At 46.3% G+C, this 18378-nt stretch carries 11 protein-coding genes, 1 tRNA gene and 4 pseudogenes; 12 read left to right on the top strand and 4 right to left on the bottom strand.

The genetic code is table 11. From position 1 onward, the window contains the following. Positions 1 to 98: 98 nt before the first annotated feature. Positions 99 to 2662 (bottom strand): annotated as a pseudogene (gene cphA, locus DXE33_RS04690) (cyanophycin synthetase). Next, positions 2663 to 4855, bottom strand: a pseudogene (locus DXE33_RS04685) (cyanophycin synthetase). It abuts the pseudogene before it with no gap. Between the two features lie 195 nt (positions 4856 to 5050). Here DXE33_RS04685 and DXE33_RS04680 point away from each other — a divergent pair. From DXE33_RS04680 to DXE33_RS04640, 11 genes and pseudogenes are all read left to right on the top strand, one after another. Then, positions 5051 to 7389: pseudogene (locus tag DXE33_RS04680) on the top strand (cyanophycin metabolism-associated ABC transporter). Next, positions 7386 to 7862: a cyanophycin metabolism-associated DUF1854 family protein gene (locus DXE33_RS04675; protein WP_114638872.1), complete on the top strand. Its 477-nt coding sequence runs from the start codon at positions 7386 to 7388 to the stop codon at positions 7860 to 7862. The pseudogene DXE33_RS04680 and the gene DXE33_RS04675 overlap by 4 nt, the downstream one beginning before the upstream one ends. A gap of 15 nt (positions 7863 to 7877) precedes the next feature. Beyond that, positions 7878 to 7953: transfer RNA gene (locus DXE33_RS04670), tRNA-Thr, on the top strand. A gap of 475 nt (positions 7954 to 8428) precedes the next feature. Continuing rightward, positions 8429 to 9700 (top strand): annotated as a pseudogene (gene oxlT / locus DXE33_RS04665) (oxalate/formate MFS antiporter). A gap of 125 nt (positions 9701 to 9825) precedes the next feature. Next, positions 9826 to 10197, top strand: coding sequence for a DUF2946 domain-containing protein (locus DXE33_RS04660; RefSeq protein WP_114638870.1), 372 nt, complete (start codon positions 9826 to 9828; stop codon positions 10195 to 10197). Between the two features lie 68 nt (positions 10198 to 10265). Continuing rightward, complete coding sequence (locus DXE33_RS09610; protein ID WP_162785413.1) at positions 10266 to 10442, top strand: hypothetical protein; 177 nt, start codon at positions 10266 to 10268, stop codon at positions 10440 to 10442. Then, entirely contained in the window at positions 10442 to 12637 is a 2196-nt protein-coding gene (locus tag DXE33_RS04655) for a TonB-dependent receptor (protein ID WP_114638868.1), read from the top strand. The genes DXE33_RS09610 and DXE33_RS04655 overlap by 1 nt, the downstream gene beginning before the upstream one ends. A 59-nt stretch (positions 12638 to 12696) precedes the next feature. Next, positions 12697 to 13881, top strand: a complete 1185-nt coding sequence (locus DXE33_RS04650) for a sialidase family protein (protein WP_162785412.1) — start codon at positions 12697 to 12699, stop codon at positions 13879 to 13881. Further along, positions 13878 to 14198, top strand: coding sequence for a TlpA family protein disulfide reductase (locus DXE33_RS04645; protein WP_114638864.1), 321 nt, complete (start codon positions 13878 to 13880; stop codon positions 14196 to 14198). The genes DXE33_RS04650 and DXE33_RS04645 overlap by 4 nt, the downstream gene beginning before the upstream one ends. A 1-nt stretch (position 14199) precedes the next feature. Then, the gene (locus tag DXE33_RS09605; RefSeq protein WP_162785411.1) at positions 14200 to 14364 is read left to right on the top strand and encodes a hypothetical protein; all 165 of its coding nucleotides are present in this window, start codon (positions 14200 to 14202) and stop codon (positions 14362 to 14364) included. A 19-nt stretch (positions 14365 to 14383) separates the two neighbouring features. Next, on the top strand, positions 14384 to 14857 hold the full coding sequence (locus tag DXE33_RS04640; RefSeq protein ID WP_114638863.1) for a copper chaperone PCu(A)C: 474 nt from the start codon (positions 14384 to 14386) through the stop codon (positions 14855 to 14857). A gap of 82 nt (positions 14858 to 14939) precedes the next feature. Here DXE33_RS04640 and ilvD read toward each other — a convergent pair whose 3' ends face one another. Next, positions 14940 to 16631, bottom strand: a complete 1692-nt coding sequence (gene ilvD / locus DXE33_RS04635; protein WP_114638861.1) for a dihydroxy-acid dehydratase — start codon at positions 16629 to 16631, stop codon at positions 14940 to 14942. 389 nt (positions 16632 to 17020) lie between these two features. Between ilvD and DXE33_RS04630 the strand changes: the two genes are divergently transcribed. Further along, positions 17021 to 17986, top strand: a complete 966-nt coding sequence (locus tag DXE33_RS04630; protein WP_114638859.1) for a helix-turn-helix domain-containing protein — start codon at positions 17021 to 17023, stop codon at positions 17984 to 17986. A 30-nt stretch (positions 17987 to 18016) separates the two neighbouring features. Here the strand turns inward: DXE33_RS04630 and DXE33_RS04625 are convergent, their stop codons facing one another. Beyond that, positions 18017 to 18355 (bottom strand): P-II family nitrogen regulator, encoded by a 339-nt coding sequence (locus DXE33_RS04625; RefSeq protein ID WP_114638858.1) that lies wholly within the window; start codon positions 18353 to 18355, stop codon positions 18017 to 18019. Positions 18356 to 18378: the final 23 nt, after the last annotated feature.

The following is an 18378-nucleotide window of genomic DNA, read 5'->3' as shown; positions in this document are numbered from 1 at the left end:
GAAAATAGATCAGAAATTATCCCGTTGCTTATTGCTGCTAATAAAAAACCCAATCGCTTGATTGGGTTTTTTATTGACTGCTACTGGGTATCTCTCAACTAAGGCTTAACTTTCTCTTTGAGATAGGCCAAAGATTCTTCAACCTGATCGATCAAAATAAGGCAAATATCGCCAGCTTCAAGATCATTGAGGGCGGTATCAATGGCTAAGAACTCACCATGGATCTCTTTGACCTGTTTAGCCTTGGTGGCGCCAACTAAACCTTCTTGCAATAATCGGAGGACTTCACCATCCTCTCGGCCGCGTTGGCAGGCGTCTTGATAGAGAATCACATTATCGAAGTGATTGCCTAAAATTCGTGTCAGATCGCGAATATCTTCATCACGACGATCACCTGCGCCACTAATGACGACATGACTCTTCTTGGGCTTCATGGCTTCAACCGCGCTAGTTAAGGCGCGCATGGCATCAGGATTATGACCATAGTCGGCAATCACGGTAGCGCCATTGTGTTTGAACTGATTAAAGCGACCAGGTACAGCATTGGCTGTGCTTTCAAAGCTGCTCAAGCCGCGCGCAATTTTTTCTGCATCAAGACCCAATGCCCAGGCTGCACCAATAGCGGCCATGGCATTTTCAATTTGGAATCCTAAGACGCCATTTTGGGTTAGTGGAATTTCGCTGACGGGGAAGCGATACATGACACGTGATCCTTTAGAGGCAACAATGTAGGCTCCGTCAAAGTAAATAACCTTCTTATTTTTAGCTCGGTGCGCAGTAATTACTGGGTGATGTTGATTCTGAGCAAAGAAAATAACTCGACCAGAGCACTTGCTCTCCATCTTCGCAACGTTGGGATCTGCTGCATTGAGTACGGCTGCGCCAGTAGGGGCTACGTTTTGAACAATCACCCGCTTCAAAATCGTCAAATCTTCAACGCTAGTGATGTAGTTCAGTCCCAGGTGATCGCCTTCACCAATGTTGGTAACCACAGCTACTTCGCAACGATCAAAACCTAGTCCCTCGCGTAGCAAGCCGCCCCGTGCGGTTTCTAGGACGGCAGCATCGACATCTGGATGCATCAATACGTTGCGGGCACTCTTGGGGCCGCTGCAATCGCCAGTATCAATCGGGCGATCGTTGATATAGACGCCATCAGTGCCGGTCATGCCTACACGCAGACCAGTCTCTTTTAGTAGATGGGAGATCAGACGGACGGTGGTGGTTTTGCCATTTGTACCAGTCACCGCTACCACTGGAATGCGGCCATCTTCACCAGGTGGGAACATCATGTTGATGATGTCCTCGCCGACGGGACAGCTTTTGCCATAAGAAGGTTTTAGGTGCATGCGTAACCCAGGTGCGGTCCACGATGCCACCACCTTGTTGCTCTAGTGGCTTATAAATTGCCTCGCACAAAATATCCACGCCCGCGATGTCTAGCCCAATCATCTGAGCGGCGGCAATTGCACTTGCAGCGACATCTGGGTGGACATCGTCGGTAACGTCAGTTGCTGTGCCACCCGTGCTGAGGTTGGCATTATTGCGTAATAAAACACGTTCGCCAGTTTTGGGAACATATTCAGGGGTGAGGCCAGAACTGGCCAAGTGGGCTAAGGCGATATCGTCAAAGCGAATTTTGATTAATGCGGTTGCATGACCATCGCCACGCAAAGGATTTTGATTTTCTTTTTCAACTAATTGGGCAACAGTGTGCTTACCATCGCCTAATACTTGAGCAGGCTCGCGACGAGCAGCTGCAGAGAGGCGATTGCCCACCACTAAAAGGCGGATAGTCTGCACCGGGTAAGTAACGTTCTACAATGGTTTCACGTCCAAAGGCTTGAGTAACTTCAAAGCCAGCGCGAACTTCAGCCTCCGTTTGAATGTTGGCAACTACCCCTTTACCTTGATTACCATCTTTGGGCTTTAGAACAATCGGTCCGCCAATCTTTTGTGCAGCACGCCAGGCATCATCTGCACTAGTGACTACTTCACCAATGGGCACTGAGACGCCGGCAGCGGCTAATAGATTTTTAGTGAGCTCTTTATCTTGCGCAATTGCCTCTGCAATCGCACTGGTATCGCTGGTCTCAGCCGCTTGAATACGTTTTTGTTTGCTACCCCAGCCAAATTGCACCATGCTGCCTTCAGTCATGCGGCGGTAGGGGATATTGCGTTGTGCTGCGGCATCTACGATTGAGCCGGTGCTAGGTCCAAGTCGCACATCTTCATATAAGGCCTCAAGCTCTGAGAGCGCGGCAGTTAAATCAAACGGGGCATCGTTCAACGTTGCTTGAATGAGCGCAAATCCAAAGTCGAAAGCCATGCGACCAACTACTTCTTCAATGTATTCCACAACTACTTGATAGACACCTTCGTCTACCGTTTGTACGGTGCGACTGAAGGTCACTGGACAACCAGCTTGCGCTTGCAGCCCCAAAGCGGCATGTTCTAGTGCATGCGCAAGCGAAAGAGGTTCAGTTAAACCGCTGCGACGCATACTTCCCAGTTGCGGAAAGCGTTCACGAATTTTGGTTTCAAACTGAGGGATCGAATCGATTGAGCGCTCCGATGGATCACATGAAACGATTGCTTCTAAGGCAGTATGGCGACTCCAAAGATTAGGGCCGCGCAACATATGAATACGGGTAATTTCCAATTAAGCCCCTGTTGCAGTAGTAGCGTCTGGCACAAATGTTTCTGCACCAGCTTCAATAACATTAAACGGAATATCCAAAGCCCAGGCTGCAGCAATAGCGGCTCCAAGGTTCATGCTCTTCCATGGGGAAGCGCTATCGGATTCTGAGTGGCGTGGTACTGGGATTGATTTTTGATCGAGCTTGCCAGACTTGAGGGTGATTTGCTGTTTGCCAACTAAAACCACTCTGCCACCGTTTTGAAGGTGGGCTTTCACTACTTCGGAATCAGAGTTTTCACTAAAGAAAATCACCTCACCATCGCAGAGCTCGGCCATCTGAACACACATAGGATCATCAGCATTGAGTACGCCAACACCGGTAGGAAGAACAACATCAATTTGGGTGCGAACAACGCTAAAGACTTGGTCTTCATCGTAAATTGCATATTCAGGAAAGTTTGCTTTTGGGTTCACGTTTAACACTACACCGACTTGGCAGCGGTCATAGGCTAAGCCTTCAATCAACATCGAGAGGTGATTGTTTTCAATCACGACGGCTTCCACTGCACGATTGAGTAAGGTGCGACGTGCATTTTCCCAATTCGATGCGTTGGTATTGGGAATCGCGCGATTGCCAAAAAACAAACCCTTGCTGCAGGATAGGCCAACGTACACATTAGTAAGTCGCAGAAAGTGAGCAATCATTTCCGCTACGGGAGTTTTGCCGCTCTCGCCACAAATACCTACTACAGGAATACGAAAATCTGCTCCTGGGGGAAAGAGGTGGTCAGCAATAGCTTTGCCAATAGGCGGGGGTTTGCCACTAGCCGGCTTCAAATGCATTAATAGACCTGGGCCAGCATTCACTTCCACAATGGCGGCGTTTTGCTCGTCAAGTGGGCGGCTAATATCTTGGGCTACCAAATCTACGCCAGCAATCTCTAGTCCAACAACACGGGCTGCTAAAGCAACCTGGAAGGCAACATCAGGGTGAACTAAATCAGTAACATCAAATGCGACGTTGCCATTGCTTTGGATAAGTACTTTATGGTCCTGTGCTGGAACGCTGTCGCCAGTGAGCTGTTGCCTAGCCAATTCGAGTTCAACAGCAGAGTCAATGCGAACAGGGTTCAGCGGGTGCTCTTCTGCAGTGCCGCGGCGTGGATCAGAATTGATCTGAATCTGAATGAGCTCTTGAACGGTGTGTTTGCCATCACCCTTCACCCAGACGGTTTCGCCTTTGGCAGCGGCAACTACTTTATTGCCGACTACTAAGAGGCGATGTTCGTCACCAACAATGTGTCGCTCAACTAAAACCTCGCTACCTTCATCAATGGCGACTGCGTAAGCAGCTTCAATTTCTTGTTGGGTATACAGATTAATAAATACGCCACGACCATGATTGCCATCAATGGGTTTGACAACTACCGGTAAGCCAATATCTTGTGCTGCTTCCCAAGCATCATCTGGGCTGGTAACCGTACGCCCCTCTGGGGTGGGGACGCCAGCGCTACGCAGTAAGCTTTTAGTGAGATCTTTATCACGAGAAATCGTTTCAGCAATCGCACTAGTTTGATCAGTTTCAGCAGTCTAGATTCGGCGCTGCTTAGCGCCATACCCGAGTTGCACTAGGTTGCCTTCCGACAATCGAATAGAGGGGATGCCGCGTTCTTCCGCAGCATTGACAATGCATGCCGTGCTTGGTCCAAGCAGGAGATCGTCGCCTAGTTCGCGTAGGTTCTCGATAATCGTTTGAACTTGCGCAACACAATCTTGATTATCTTGCGCGAGAGCTAAGTAAAGATCGCGGGCATACTTTAATGCTGTAAGGGTTACTTCTTCATTGATGGCGCTCACCATGACTTTGTATACGCCGCGGCGATCACCGTCTCGGGCTTTGCCAAAACCGCCTGGAATGCCTGCTAAATTTTGCAACTCAAGCGTGAGGTGCTCCATGATGTGAGCGGGCCAAGTACCTTCTTCCATATGCTTTAAAAAGCCGCCAGTTTCACCATAGCTACAGCGATGCTCAACCAAGCTAGGAAGGGCTTTTACTAATCGACTATAAAAACCAGGAATGAGGTTAGAGGGATAGTCTTCGAGCTCGCCAATATCAATCCATACCTCTAGGACCGGGTGGTAAGTCCACATATTGGGGCCACGGAGATGCCTAACACTCAGGATCTCAATGGATTTATCTAGTAATTGGGGCATTTAGGGTGTCGCGAGGCTGGAGCCAAGATCGAGGCGAGTCAGGCAGTCTCTCTGTTTTTAGTTTTATTCAAATTTCACAAAAATAGCAAAAATACACAAAAAAGCTTACTTTGTTGATCTAACGGCTTTCTGGACTCAAAAGTTGACAGGAGCGATAAATCTAAAAAATCTAGCTCCACTATACTTTTAGACTGAATGAAGTCAGAAATCCTACCTTTTGCCCCCTCGCTGCCAAGCCATTGGAGAGTCATTCTAGGGGGTTCGCAATCCCCAGTTCAAAGCCTAGACGCCATACTGGCTTGGGTTGAGCTAGATCTTGACGCTAAATTGCGCTTTGAAAAGAGCCTTCTTTTGCTGACTGAACAGGGTTTGGTTTGGACTGATGGCAAGCACTTTGAGTCGTGGCCCATTGTCCCTGGAGCTTATTTAGTCCACGGGGATCATGCTGGAGTGGGACATCTTAAGTTTGAGACGGATTCGGCTCTGCAAAGGGTTTGGTATTTCACGCTGGCAGTAAATCCTCAGGTACTCCGTTTGCAATCGAGCTTTAGAAAGCTTACTGATGATGGGGAACATGTCGAACCTGAGGCTAGCGAATACGACAAGCAAGTCTGCCCAGTTTGTTTAAGCCCCAAACCTGCCAATTCAGATGCATGCCCTACTTGTGATCCAGAAGATGACAAGCCGCCTTCCACTTGGACTTTATTTAAGTAAGTTGTGGCGTTTTGCTAAACCATATCAAAACCAACTGCTACTCGGTTTTGTTTTAACTTTGCTTTCTACAGGCGCCACTCTAATACCGCCGTATTTAACAATGCCGCTCATGGACCATGTCCTGATTCCATATGAGCGTGGTAATCCGATTGATTTTTATTTGGCAAGTAAATATCTCTTAGCCTTGTTTGGTGCAGCCATTGTTGCTTGGGGGCTGGGTTGGTGGAAAACCTATTTATTGGCTTTGGTGAGCGAGCGTATTGGTGCTGACTTACGCAATACTACCTTTGAGCACTTGCTTAAGTTGTCGCTAGAGTACTTTGGTGGTAAACGTACGGGTGACCTTATTGCTCGTATTGGCGCAGAGACTGATCGTATCTGTGTCTTCCTGTCGTTATATGCATGGGACTTTGCAACAGATGTGTTGATGATCACCATGACTGCAGCAATTCTGGTGTCGATCGACCCATTACTAGCCCTGGTGACTTTGGCGCCATTGCCATTCATTGTTTGGATGATTCATGTAGTGCGCGATAAATTACGTTTTGGTTTTGAGAAGATTGATCGCATTTGGTCTGAAGTTACCAATATCTTGGCAGATACTATTCCTGGTATTCGTGTGGTGAAAGCCTTTGCTCAAGAGGATCGTGAGTTAAAGCGTTTTGTTGACTCGAATAAACATAACTTGCAAATCAATGATCGCGTGAATCGTGTTTGGGGTTTATTTTCTCCGACAGTTACTTTGTTAACGGAGACTGGTCTATTGGTGGTGTGGGGCTTTGGTATTTGGCAAGTAGCACATCAAAAAGTAACTGTTGGTGTTCTTATCGCATTCTTAGCGTATATCGGCCGTTTTTACGTACGCCTCGATTCGATGAGTCGTATTGTTTCGCATACACAAAAAGCCGCAGCAGGTGCTAAGCGTATTTTTGATATTTTGGATCACGTCTCTAGTGTTCCTGAGCCGATTAATCCGGCTCCTTTGGGTGGAGGTGCGGGGCTGAATTTCCATGCGTGGTGTAGGCTTCCGCTATGGTAATCGTGCGGTCTCCAAAGGGATCGATCTTGAAATTGCTCCTGGCGAGATGATTGGCTTAGTGGGGCATAGCGGCTCTGGTAAGAGTACCTTGGTCAATTTGATCTGCCGTTTTTATGATGTGAGCTCAGGTTCCATTGCATTAGATGGGCGCGATATCCGTAGCATTGGAATTGCTGACTATCGCAAGCGCATTGGTTTGGTCTTGCAAGAACCTTTTTTATTCTTTGGCACGATCGCAGAAAATATTGCCTACGGCAAGCCTGACGCCACTCGTGAAGAAATTATTGAGGCAGCACGCGCTGCCCACGCCCATGAATTCATTTTGCGCTTGCCCTTAGCTTACGACTCTTTAGTGGGCGAGCGGGGTCAATCACTCTCTGGTGGCGAGCGTCAACGTATCTCGATCGCTCGCGCTTTATTAATTAATCCAAGCATTTTGATCTTGGATGAGGCAACCTCTTCGGTCGATACCACGACTGAAAAAGAGATTCAAAGAGCGCTTGATAATTTGGTGAAAGGACGCACCACGATTGCGATTGCACACCGTCTTTCCACTCTTAGAAAAGCAGATCGTCTAGTGGTGCTGGATAAAGGTGAGATTGTAGAAATTGGATCGCACGACCAATTGATGGAGGCCCAGGGCGCCTATTACATGCTCTATCAGGCTCAACTGCGTCATGCTGCTGAGTTGGTAAAGGGCGGTGCTATTGGTGAGAGTCTTGAAGAGCAAGAACAAGAAAAGCTGCAAGAAGTAGCTCAGCATATCGGGGGTGGTGTATGACAAATCATTATGTCATTCAAGAGCTCTCACGAGATTCTTTTGGCCGCTTGGTGTTTGTTGATGCACTAGGAAATTCTCATATCGGAGTCTATCCGGTTAGAGCGTTTCCAATCACGGCACATGATGCCGGTCTTGCCATCATGGATCAATCAGGTAAAGAATTGCATTGGTATCCAAGTGTTGCCGCCATTCCAAAATCAGAGCTTGCATTAATCGAGGAAGAGTTAGCGTCACGTGAATTTATGCCGGTCATTGAGAGAATTCTGGCAGTTTCTACTTTTGCAACGCCTAGTATTTGGGATATCGAAACGGATCGTGGTCCAACTCGTATTCGCTTAAAAGGCGAAGAGGATATTCGCCGAATTGCGGGAAATACGCTCTTAATCTCAGACTCTAATGGCTTGCAATTTTTGATTCATGACTCTACGAAGTTAGATAAAGTTAGCAAAAAGCTTTTAGACCGTTTCCGCTAGAATTGATTATTCTGTGCCGCTTTAGCTCAGTTGGTAGAGCAGTTCATTCGTAATGAAAAGGTCGCCAGTTCGATTCCGGCAAGCGGCACCAAATCTACCCATATCCAGGGCTTATCACTGCAAATCCATGCTTATTTCTCATAATATGAAAATACTTATTACATTGTCATTGTAATAAGTATTAGGGTTATAATCTAGGTACTAACCCTTAAGGAGATTCAAATGACTGTTTTATTGAATATGATTAACCAGCTTTTTTCTGAAAGCGCTACTAGCCAAGAGCAGTCTGCTCGTCACTATGATTTTGACGGCGCCTATCGCGGCATGTAATTTTTTTATTGTTTACTCCAAATTCCAATCGTACCTTCGCAATTGAGGAATACGTGATAAAACAAACTTAAGACCCACCATTAATTAGGGGCTTTTAGCGAGGGTAATCACTAGTGGGGTTTTAAAGAATTCTTGATTACTGTCAAGTCTTCCCAGGTATAAATGTTTAAAAATCACTTATCCCAATTCTTTGGGTTGAATGAGTATTTATAAAAAGTAAAAATAGGAGATATCAAATGAGCGGCGAGAAAACTACAGGGCCTATAGGGGGTCGTTGGTTTCAGCTACTGATCGGCATCATCTGTATGTCGATGATTGCAAACTTGCAATATGGTTGGACATTATTCGTCAACCCGTCAACCCAATTGATGCTAAGTTTGGCTGGGGTCGCGCAGCGATTCAGGTTGCATTTACCATTTTCGTATTAACCGAGACTTGGTTGGTTCCAATCGAGGGCTATCTCGTTGGTAAATTTGGCCCACGCCCGGTAGTGTTTGGCGGCGGTATCTTTGTGTAGCTTAGGTTGGATGATGAATGCTCATGCGGATACATTAGCCATGCTCTACATAGCGGCCGCAGTGAGTGGTGTCGGTGCCGGTGCTGTCTATGGTACTTGCGTAGGTAATGCGTTGAAATGGTTCCCTGATCGTCGTGGTTTAGCAGCTGGCATGACTGCGGCAGGCTTTGGTGCTGGTTCTGCTTTAACCGTAATTCCAATTGCAAAAATGATTGCTGAGCAAGGTTATCAAGAAACCTTCTGGTTCTTTGGTATAGGTCAAGGCGCAATTGTCGTGGTCTTGAGTTTGTTCCTTTCAAAACCAATTAAGAGTGCAATAACAACAGTTAAAGCAGCTGTTGCCCAAACCCGCAAAGACTTCCGCCCGATGGAAATGGTTAAGCAACCTGTGTTCTGGATCATGTATGTGATGTTCGTCATGGTGGCGGCTGGAGGCTTGATGGCTACAGCTCAATTAGCTCCAATTGCAAAGGACTTCCAAGTCGCTGGCGTAACAGTAAGTTTGATGGGCTTGGCTTTGCCTGCATTGACTTTTGTTTTGACAATTGATCGCGTACTCAATGGTTTGACCCGCCCATTCTTTGGTTGGGTATCGGACAAAATTGGTCGCGAACAAACCATGACTCTGTGCTTCACATTTGAGTGTCTCGGTATTCTTGGTTTGTACTATCTTGGCCGTGATCCAGTAATGTTTGTGTTGTTGACCGGCTTAGTGTTCTTTGCATGGGGTGAGATTTACAGCTTGTTCCCATCAACTAACGCTGATACATTCGGATCAACCTATGCTGCTGGTAACGCAGGTCTACTCTATACGGCGAAAGGTACTGCATCATTATTAGTACCTTTGTCTAGCGTATTGGTGACGATGACCGGTGGTTGGGAAGCAGTATTCTGGGTTGCTAGTTTCTTGAACGGAACTGCAGCAATCTTAGCTTGGTTTGTATTGCGCCCAATGCGTCGTAAGCTCATCGAGCGTTCTGCCAATATGTAATTTGGTTCATATACCCAAAAAGGGGATCTTCGGATCCCTTTTTTATTGCCCAAAAATCAGCTTTAACTACTGAAACCAATTGAATCTTCAGCAAAGGCAGGGGAATCCTATAAAATGCCAGAGCTATGAAATTCCCCAAAAACCACCTCATTCATTGGATTGCTGCCTTAGCAATTGTGATGAGTGCGCTCGCACCAGCTGTTTCTCAGGCGGTGTCGCTGGTAAAGGGTGGTCATGGCTTTGCCATGGAGATTTGCTCCGTTGATGGCAGCAAAATGCAAATCAATATTGATGACGAGCAAACCGATGTGGCTGGACAAAGCCAGCCCTGTCCCTATTGCATTACCCATAGCGATATCGGGCCAGCATTTAACGCCAATCTCACATTTGAAGCGCCACAAACATTGGCCTTACTTCCTCAGCTTTTTTATCAATCACCCAAGCCCCTCGCTGCTTGGGTAACACCTCCTTCAGCAGCCCCTCCAGCACAAGCCTAAATACTATTTATGACATAGCAACGCTATGCAGTTGACAGCCTCGTTGTCGAATTTTGTTGGAGTAATCGATGTTTAGTTTTAAACCTCTATCGCACAAACTCAAGTGCGCCTTAATGGGTTTTAGTCTTGGTCTTACGGCAATTATTTTGTATGTTGCATTTCTATTGGTGCAGCAAATGACCACTTCAGAACAAATGGTCTTAATCCAAATTGACTTAAAAACCTCAGCACAGGGAGTTAAATAATGTTGATTCCATTTGATAAGAAGTTGATTTTTTTAATTGGTTTAGCGGCGCTTTCTGATTCTTCTCTAGCTCAGAGTGCGACATCTGCTGACAGTGCTCAACGCATCCGCGATGTGGTTGTCAGCGCAAGCCGTTCGGGAACGGAATTAAAAGAGATGGCCCAAAACACTTCGATTCTGACTAATGAGGACATTGAAAATTCACCGTCGATGACGATTGATCAAGTTTTAAAAAATCAATCGAGCGTATTCTTAAATGATCAACCCTATTACGAAAAAGATCCAACTGGACAAAGTTTGAATGTGCGTGGTTTGGGTAATGCGCGTACTTTGGCGTTAATTGACGGCTTGCCGGCAAATGATGCTATGTATGGAACTGTGCAGTGGAATTTAGTTCCACTTTCAGCTATCCAAGATGTTGAGCTTATTCGAGGTGATGTATCAAACCTCTATGGAAACTACGGTATGGGTGGCTTAATAAATATCATTACTAAGCCGATTGGTGATAACAAAGGAGAGGTATCTGCAAGTTATGGCTCCTACAATACGGGTACGGTTGCTGCCTCAAAAGAACTGGCTGTGAATGATGTATTGAAACTACGTATTTCTGCCGATTACTTTAATACTGATGGCTATATCAATCAGCCAACAATTTCACCCGCATCAAAATATCCTGCTAAAAATAGTTATGGTCAGTCTGCTCCGCTTTTACCAGGCATGGGGCCAGAGAGTGCTAATAGCGCGAATTATCGCTTGCAAGGCGCGTTGAGATTGAGTTCAGATACCGATGCCTTTTTTAATATCGGATCGCACAATATGCAGAACCTTCCGACAGGCGGATATAACTTTGCCACCAAAACAACTCAAGAGACAACGTTTTCGGCTGGGGCGACGACGCGCTTGAGTGCAGTGCAAAAAGTGCAAGTCAATGCGTTTTATGAAAATACGACCCTGTGGCAGCAGAATGTTAGTAATAGCCCAACTGGTAATGCAAGTGCAGCTTATATTAGTGCTAACTATAATGATCCATATACGACGATTGGTGCTTCAGCTCAATATACCCATGACTTAAAAGACCAGGCATTGCAGCAAGTGGTTCTGAGTGTAGATGGTCGACAGGTAGCGGCCCAGAACTTGACCAACTCATTTAGTTCGGCTGCTGGATATAAAAATGGGCAAGTAACATCTTCGGATTATGCAAAAGGCCAGCAAGAGTTTTATGGTGTTATGGCGCAGATGAAGGCTAAAACAGATGTAATTCCCTTGCAGGCTACCTTGTCTCTGAGGGGAGATCAGTGGCAAAGCCAAACTCCCACCTATTGGATAGCAGGTGCAAATGGCATACCAAGCTATACCAGCGTACCCAATCAAACTGTGTATAAATTCAGCCCTAATTTAGGTTTACTATTGCAAGCAACTAAGGAGTTGGATTTTAGGGCGGCAGCTTATCAGGGATTTCATGCGCCAGGCCTTAACAATACGCTTCGCACTTATGGAAATTCAACCAGTGTGAGTCTCGCAAATCCATTGCTCACTCCAGAAAACATGACGGGATATGAGTTGGGCTCAGATTACCGCTGGAATGCTGGCTTTATTCAGGTAACTGGTTTTAGTGCACAAGTTAAAAACGCTGTTTATGCGCCCAACGTCTCTCAGGCGCAGGCATATGCAGCTGGTTGTCCCGCAAGCGTTTGCACTGGGGGAAGTCAAACTTATACCTTGTATGGAAATAATCAGAACCTACAAAGCCAGGGACTAGAGGTGCAGGCCCATCATGATTTGAGTGCCAACTGGGCGGTAGATGGTACCTATACTCATACCAATACAGTGCTCACTTGGATTGGACAAGGTGTTAGTGCCACCCTAAATCCAATTGGCTCTCAAGTTGGGGGAGTGCCGCAAAATATGGGTTACGCAGGAATAACTTACATGCCAATTCCCAAAACAAGTCTGACCGCCAATGTCCGTTATATTGGTAACTCTTGGCTAGATGGTGCTCATACTCTGCCGGTACCGTCTTATGCGGTTGTAGGGCTTAAGGCAAACTACCAGATGACTTCGCAAACTACCTTGTTTGCAAGTGCTGTCAATTTGCTAAATCGTACTTACATTACTTATGGGACCGGCACTAGCCAAAGGAGTTATATAGCTGGACAACCCCAGTCCATTACCGTTGGCGCGCGTATTGTTTTTTAATGTTACATAAATTCCAATGCCTCTTATTTAAGCTAATCTTAGCGAGCTCTTTTGGCTTGATGGTGCCCAAGCCAAGTTTTGCACAGATGGATCACTTATCCCACATGATGGCGACTACTAAGTCAGTTACTTGTGTGGGTAATGGATTAGATTGCGCCAATGCAGCAACGCCATTCTTTTCTGGCGATGGCAAGCTATGGCTTGCTTGGACTGCTGGTGGTGCCGTAGCGCTCGCCCAATCTCTGGATTCGGGAAAAACTTTTAGCCAACCAAAGATATTGGCTGAGCATGGTAAGTCTTTGGATGTGGGTGCTGATGCAAGGCCGCAGATTCAAGCGGATCAAGTTGGCAATGTTTTTTTGGCATATTCATTTTTCAAGGATACGAGCTGGAATGCACAAATCAATACTTTGCATTCAAGTGATGGCGGCAAAACATTTAGTACTCCAAAATCGCTGGTAAATGATGGTGCGAGCCAACGATTTCCCTATGCGGTAATGCGTCCCGATGGATCTATTTTTATTGCGTGGATTGATAAGAGCTTGGTAGCTCAAGCAAAGGCGGCAGGCAATCAACGTCTTGGCGGATCGATTGCGTATTCCTTTTCGAGGGATGGCGGCAATACCTTTGCGCCTGAGAAAATTGCCAATGAAAGCAGTTGTGAGTGCTGTCGTATTGGCGTGAGCTCTGATCCGCAGGGAGGAATAGCAATTGTATATAGAGCCATTTTCCCTGGTGGCATTCGGGATCATGCCACTCAAATCATCTTTCCTGAAAATGCCTCCAAGGTAGAGCGTGTTTCACAAGATGAGTGGAAGACTGATGCTTGCCCGCATCATGGGCCAACGATAGCAGTCTCAAGCTCTCGAAAAATGCATGTAGCTTGGTTTACTCAAGGTGCTGCTCGCTCTGGAGTTTTTTATGTCAACTCTAGCAATCAAGGAAAAACGTATTCCAAGCCCAGTAGGATTGGCTCACCTGATGCGAATGTCTCACGGCCTTACTTATTGGCATTTGGTCGGTCAGTCTGGTTGGTCTGGAAGGAATTTGACGGACAGAAAACCTCGGTATTTTTAAAGCAATCTACAGATGATGGTGTGACTTGGTCTAAGCCAAGTCTGTTGTCGAGCACAACTGGGTATAGCGATCATCCACTACTGATTAATGATGGGACCAAAATTTATCTTTCATGGCTAACTCGTGAAGATGGATACCAACTGATTCCATTAAACTCCACGCCATGAAATTTATTGCAATTTTTCTGGCCTGTATATTTGCTTTGTTCTCGAATGCCTATGCGCAGACCAATGGATTAAAGCCTTATCAGAAAGGTGATTGGAAAGCCATTACCAAGCCTTATGCTGGCCATCCCTTGGTGATTCACTTTTGGGGTGTTACCTGTTCACCCTGCGCTAGAGAGATGCCGCTATGGGGTAAGTTCATCGCTCAGCATAAAAATGCCGAAATCATTTTTGTCCAGGTGGATGATGTGTCGGTAGAGAGTGCTGCCAAGATGCTTTCGAATGCGCAATTAAAAGATGCCAATTCTTATATGATATGATATGCTGACATCTCCATTTGAGGATGCTATGCGCTATGAAATTGATCCCAAATGGCGAGGAGAAACCCCAATGACAATATTGATTGATAAAATCGGTAAAGTGATTCGTAAAGTTGGTAGCATCGACTTTAATCAATTAAATCAATGGTATTTAAGAGGCATCTAGACTTGTACGTAGTAAATATATGGAGAAGAAGAAGTTATTATCAGCAGCCTTATCGATTGGATTTGCTTGTTTTGCGATGAGTGGAGTTGCTTTTGCCCAAAGCGCATCATTAGGTTCAATCAAAATTGAAAACGCTTACACGCGTGCTACAGCACCTGGCCAAGAAGTGGCTGGCGGCTTTATGAAGATTGAGAATAAGGGCGTCGCTGATCAGCTAGTGTCTGCAAGCTCTCCTGCTGCGGGGGAGGTCCAACTGCATGAGATGGCTATAGAAGGTAATGTCATGAAAATGCGCGAAGTGAAAAGCATTGCTGTGCCGGCCCATGGCATGGTTGAGTTAAAGCATGGCGGTTATCACCTCATGTTCCTTAATCTCAAAGGTCCATTTAATGCGGGCCAATCCGTTCCTGTAAAACTCAAGTTTGCAAAAGCAGGCGAGGTTGAGGTGAAATTTCCAGTTGATGCGGTTTCTGTAAAGCACGATAAGCACTAATCCATAGAAAGACAAAATTATCCAGGCCAAATAAAAAGCCCCTAGGTCAAACTAGGGGCTTTTGTTTTTCGGCAAGAGAAAATTAGAGTTTCAAATTCAAATCTGTTACTGCACCCTTGCTAGCACTACTTGCCAAGCTCGCATATTTTGCAAGTAAGCCACGCGTATAACGAGGCTTAGGTTGCTTCCATGCAGCGCGGCGTTTAGCAATTTCTTCTTCGCTCACATTTAGCTGAATTAAGAGCTTGTGCGCATCGATCGTAATTGAGTCACCTTCATTGATCAGGGCGATAGTGCCGCCTACATAAGCTTCTGGTGCAACGTGACCAACCACCATACCCCAAGTGCCGCCAGAAAAGCGTCCATCAGTAATTAGGCCAACAGACTCACCCAATCCTTGACCCACTAAAGCGGAAGTGGGGGAGAGCATCTCGCGCATTCCTGGGCCCCCTTTAGGCCCTTCATAACGAATGACTACGATGTCACCATCTTTGATTTTTTGAGCCATGATGGCGGCCATTGCATCATCCTCTGAATCAAACACTCGCGCCGGACCAGTGATGGATGGATTTTTCAAGCCAGTAATTTTGGCAACACAACCTTCTGGAGAGATATTACCCTTCAAGATAGCCAAGTGACCTTGTTTGTAGAGTGGATTATCCAAGGTCCGAATCACTTTTTGGTCAGCGCGCGGTACAGAAGGAACGTCCTTTAAAACTTCGGCAATAGTTTTGCCGGTAATGGTCATACAGTCGCCGTGTAGTAAACCGCCATCTAACAAAATCTTCATAACCTGTGGAATGCCGCCGGCCTGATGTAAATCAGTTGCCAGGTAGGTTCCAGATGGTTTCATATCGACGATTACAGGGACGCGCTTACGAATGCGTTCGAAGTCATCGATCGTCCAGTCGATTTCTGCAGCGCTAGTAATTGCCAAGAAATGTAAGACTGCATTGGTTGATCCCCCAACAGCCATGATGACGCTAACAGCATTCTCAATTGATTTTTTGGTAATGATGTCGCGTGGACGCAGGTTATTCTTGACTGCTTCAACCAATACGCGGGCAGACTCAGCCGCGCTAGCTACCTTCTCGGCATCTTCATTAGCCATCGTAGAAGAGTAGGGCAGGCTCATGCCTAAGGCTTCAAAAGAAGAGCTCATAGTGTTGGCGGTATACATGCCACCGCAAGAGCCACTACCGGGACAGGCATGCTGCTCAACACCTTTGAGATCTTCCTCGCTCATTCTGCCGGAGGTAAATTCACCTACCGCTTCAAAAGCCGAAACGATATTGAGATCTTTGCCTTTGTAGTGACCCGGTTTAATCGTGCCACCGTAAACATAAATAGCCGGAACATTGGTACGGGCAATCGCCATCATGCCGCCTGGCATATTTTTATCGCAGCCACCAATCACAACCACGCCGTCTTGCCATAATCCATTGACGCAAGTTTCAATACTGTCGGCAATCACCTCGCGCGAGACGAGGGAGTATTTCATGCCCTCGGTACCCATGCCGATACCGTCGGAAACGGTTGGTGTACTAAACATTTGCGCTTTAGCGCCAGCCTCTTCTAAGGCAATGACTACGGCATCAGTGAGTTTTTGTAGGCCGCTGTTGCAAGGGGTAATAGTGGAGTGACCATTAGCAACGCCAACCATTGGCTTTGAGAAATCTTTCTCTTGATAACCCATGGCGTAATACATCGAGCGATTTGGGGCGCGTGCAACACCCTCAGTAACCATACGAGAGCGTTCATTAAGACGTTTCATGCTCATTTGTCTCCAAAAAATGTGTTTCAAAAGCACTATTGTGCCGTGAGATGGAAATATCGGCCCCCAACTGGCCTTAGAAGAATCTCGCATGCCATGTTGCACCGCAATATATTTGGCGGAAAATTTCCTGGAATCCTCCGACTAATAACAGCCCATTCATCACTTAACTCCACTGTGCTTCTGAGCAAATGTTGTCCTGAGCTCATGAAGTTGTTGTCCTGAGCTCATGAAGTATTAATTAGTTCACCCCTGTTTTGTTCTGTACCTCTGTGAGTGGGTCCGCCCAAGTGGAATAAAAGATATTTTTGACAATAGATTGCTTACTCTTGTAGCAATTTATGTTTATGATCATGGAAAATACCTACAAATGAGACAAACATCGAGCTATGAATAAGCCAGTCAAACTTCCAGAAATTCGCAAAGAAGCATTTACTAAGGCCAGGGAAGATCTAGGACTGAGCACTAAAGATATATCGGGAATGGCTTGTTTATCAGTGCGTCAAATTGAGCAAATTGAAAACGGCGAATTAAGCTCTTTTTACGGTCCAAAGGTGAAGCTAACTGCTGCAAAAAAAGTAGCAAAGTTATTAAAGCTAAGCGAATCAGAGGCTTTTGATTTGGGTGGAGCAGAAGCTGTCAAAAAAGAAGACGTGAAGAGTGCGGCAGAAGAGGTCCAGGAGTCAACACTCTCTGCAGTCAATATTGCAATGCCAGCAGCAAGCCCAGCAATTGAAATGCCCGCGATGAAGGTGGATAAGTCCCAGGGGGATGCTAAGCCTCACCGGAAAATCTTTTTGCTCGTGAGCATTGCTGCAGCAGTGGCGTTTTCAGTTGTGAATTTACAACCATTGTTTTTTCCAGAGACTCCAAAGGTGGAGCCTGCGCTCGCACAAGATGCTGCTCCAACTGCCCCCGAGGCGCAAACGCCTGAATCCAAGCCCGCATCTGCTCCTGCCCCAGAGGCACCTAATCCACCGACTGCAAGCGTTCCTGCGGCTATGCCTGCAGTTGCGCAAACTAGCTCCGAGTGTCCGCCTGCAGATTTGGCAGCGGTTGCTTATAAACCAGAGTCGGCTAAGAAAGCAGGCGATATGGTGTATTTGCAATCCAAAATTGCCCAAACGGTTTGTGTAGTAGATGCAGGCGGCAAAATTCAGAGTAAAGCAATGGAACCAGGAATTGGGGCAAGCTTTTATGGCAAACCCCCTTTGAAGGTGATGACCTCCGGATTAAATCAAGTTGATATGTATTACCAAGGATCTAGAGTACGACTTGGTAATACTGTAGCAAAGACCGTGGTGTTGGAGCCCGCTGAAATTGTTCAGTCGACAGCTCCAGCCGATTCGCAATAAGCTTAATTGAGAGATAGGCGAAGCTGGCGATTAAACCGCCGCTTCGTTAGTTTCACCGGTACGAATACGAATGACTTGCTCCACAGGCGTGACGAAAATTTTTCCGTCACCAATCTTGCCGGTGCGAGCGGCTTTAGTAATCGCTTCAATCGCTACTTCTACGCGATCGCTTGCAAGCACTGCTTCAACCTTTACTTTTGGCAAAAAGTCCACAACATATTCGGCACCACGATAAAGTTCAGTATGGCCTTTTTGGCGACCAAAGCCTTTTACTTCAGTCACAGTTAAGCCGGTAACTCCGACCTCAGCTAAGGCTTCGCGAACTTCGTCAAGTTTGAACGGTTTGATAATTGATGTGATGAGTTTCATGTGTTCCCCCTAATGATGTAATC

The sequence above is a fragment of the Polynucleobacter necessarius genome (genome assembly GCF_900096765.1).
GTDB lineage: Bacteria > Pseudomonadota > Gammaproteobacteria > Burkholderiales > Burkholderiaceae > Polynucleobacter > Polynucleobacter necessarius_F.
This window is presented reverse-complemented; position numbering and strand designations above follow the sequence as displayed.

Excerpts from the sequence above, each read along its gene's own strand:
- DXE33_RS04625 (WP_114638858.1), bottom strand. The coding sequence starts at position 18,355 with ATGAAACTCATCACATCAATTATCAAACCGTTCAAACTTGACGAAGTT.
- DXE33_RS04645 (WP_114638864.1), top strand. The coding sequence starts at position 13,878 with ATGAAATTTATTGCAATTTTTCTGGCCTGTATATTTGCTTTGTTCTCG.
- ilvD (WP_114638861.1), bottom strand. The coding sequence starts at position 16,631 with ATGAAACGTCTTAATGAACGCTCTCGTATGGTTACTGAGGGTGTTGCA.
- DXE33_RS04650 (WP_162785412.1), top strand. The coding sequence starts at position 12,697 with ATGGTGCCCAAGCCAAGTTTTGCACAGATGGATCACTTATCCCACATG.
- DXE33_RS04655 (WP_114638868.1), top strand. The coding sequence starts at position 10,442 with ATGTTGATTCCATTTGATAAGAAGTTGATTTTTTTAATTGGTTTAGCG.
- DXE33_RS04675 (WP_114638872.1), top strand. The coding sequence starts at position 7,386 with ATGACAAATCATTATGTCATTCAAGAGCTCTCACGAGATTCTTTTGGC.
- DXE33_RS04660 (WP_114638870.1), top strand. The coding sequence starts at position 9,826 with ATGAAATTCCCCAAAAACCACCTCATTCATTGGATTGCTGCCTTAGCA.
- DXE33_RS04640 (WP_114638863.1), top strand. The coding sequence starts at position 14,384 with ATGGAGAAGAAGAAGTTATTATCAGCAGCCTTATCGATTGGATTTGCT.
- DXE33_RS04630 (WP_114638859.1), top strand. The coding sequence starts at position 17,021 with ATGAATAAGCCAGTCAAACTTCCAGAAATTCGCAAAGAAGCATTTACT.
- DXE33_RS09610 (WP_162785413.1), top strand. The coding sequence starts at position 10,266 with ATGTTTAGTTTTAAACCTCTATCGCACAAACTCAAGTGCGCCTTAATG.
- DXE33_RS09605 (WP_162785411.1), top strand. The coding sequence starts at position 14,200 with ATGCTGACATCTCCATTTGAGGATGCTATGCGCTATGAAATTGATCCC.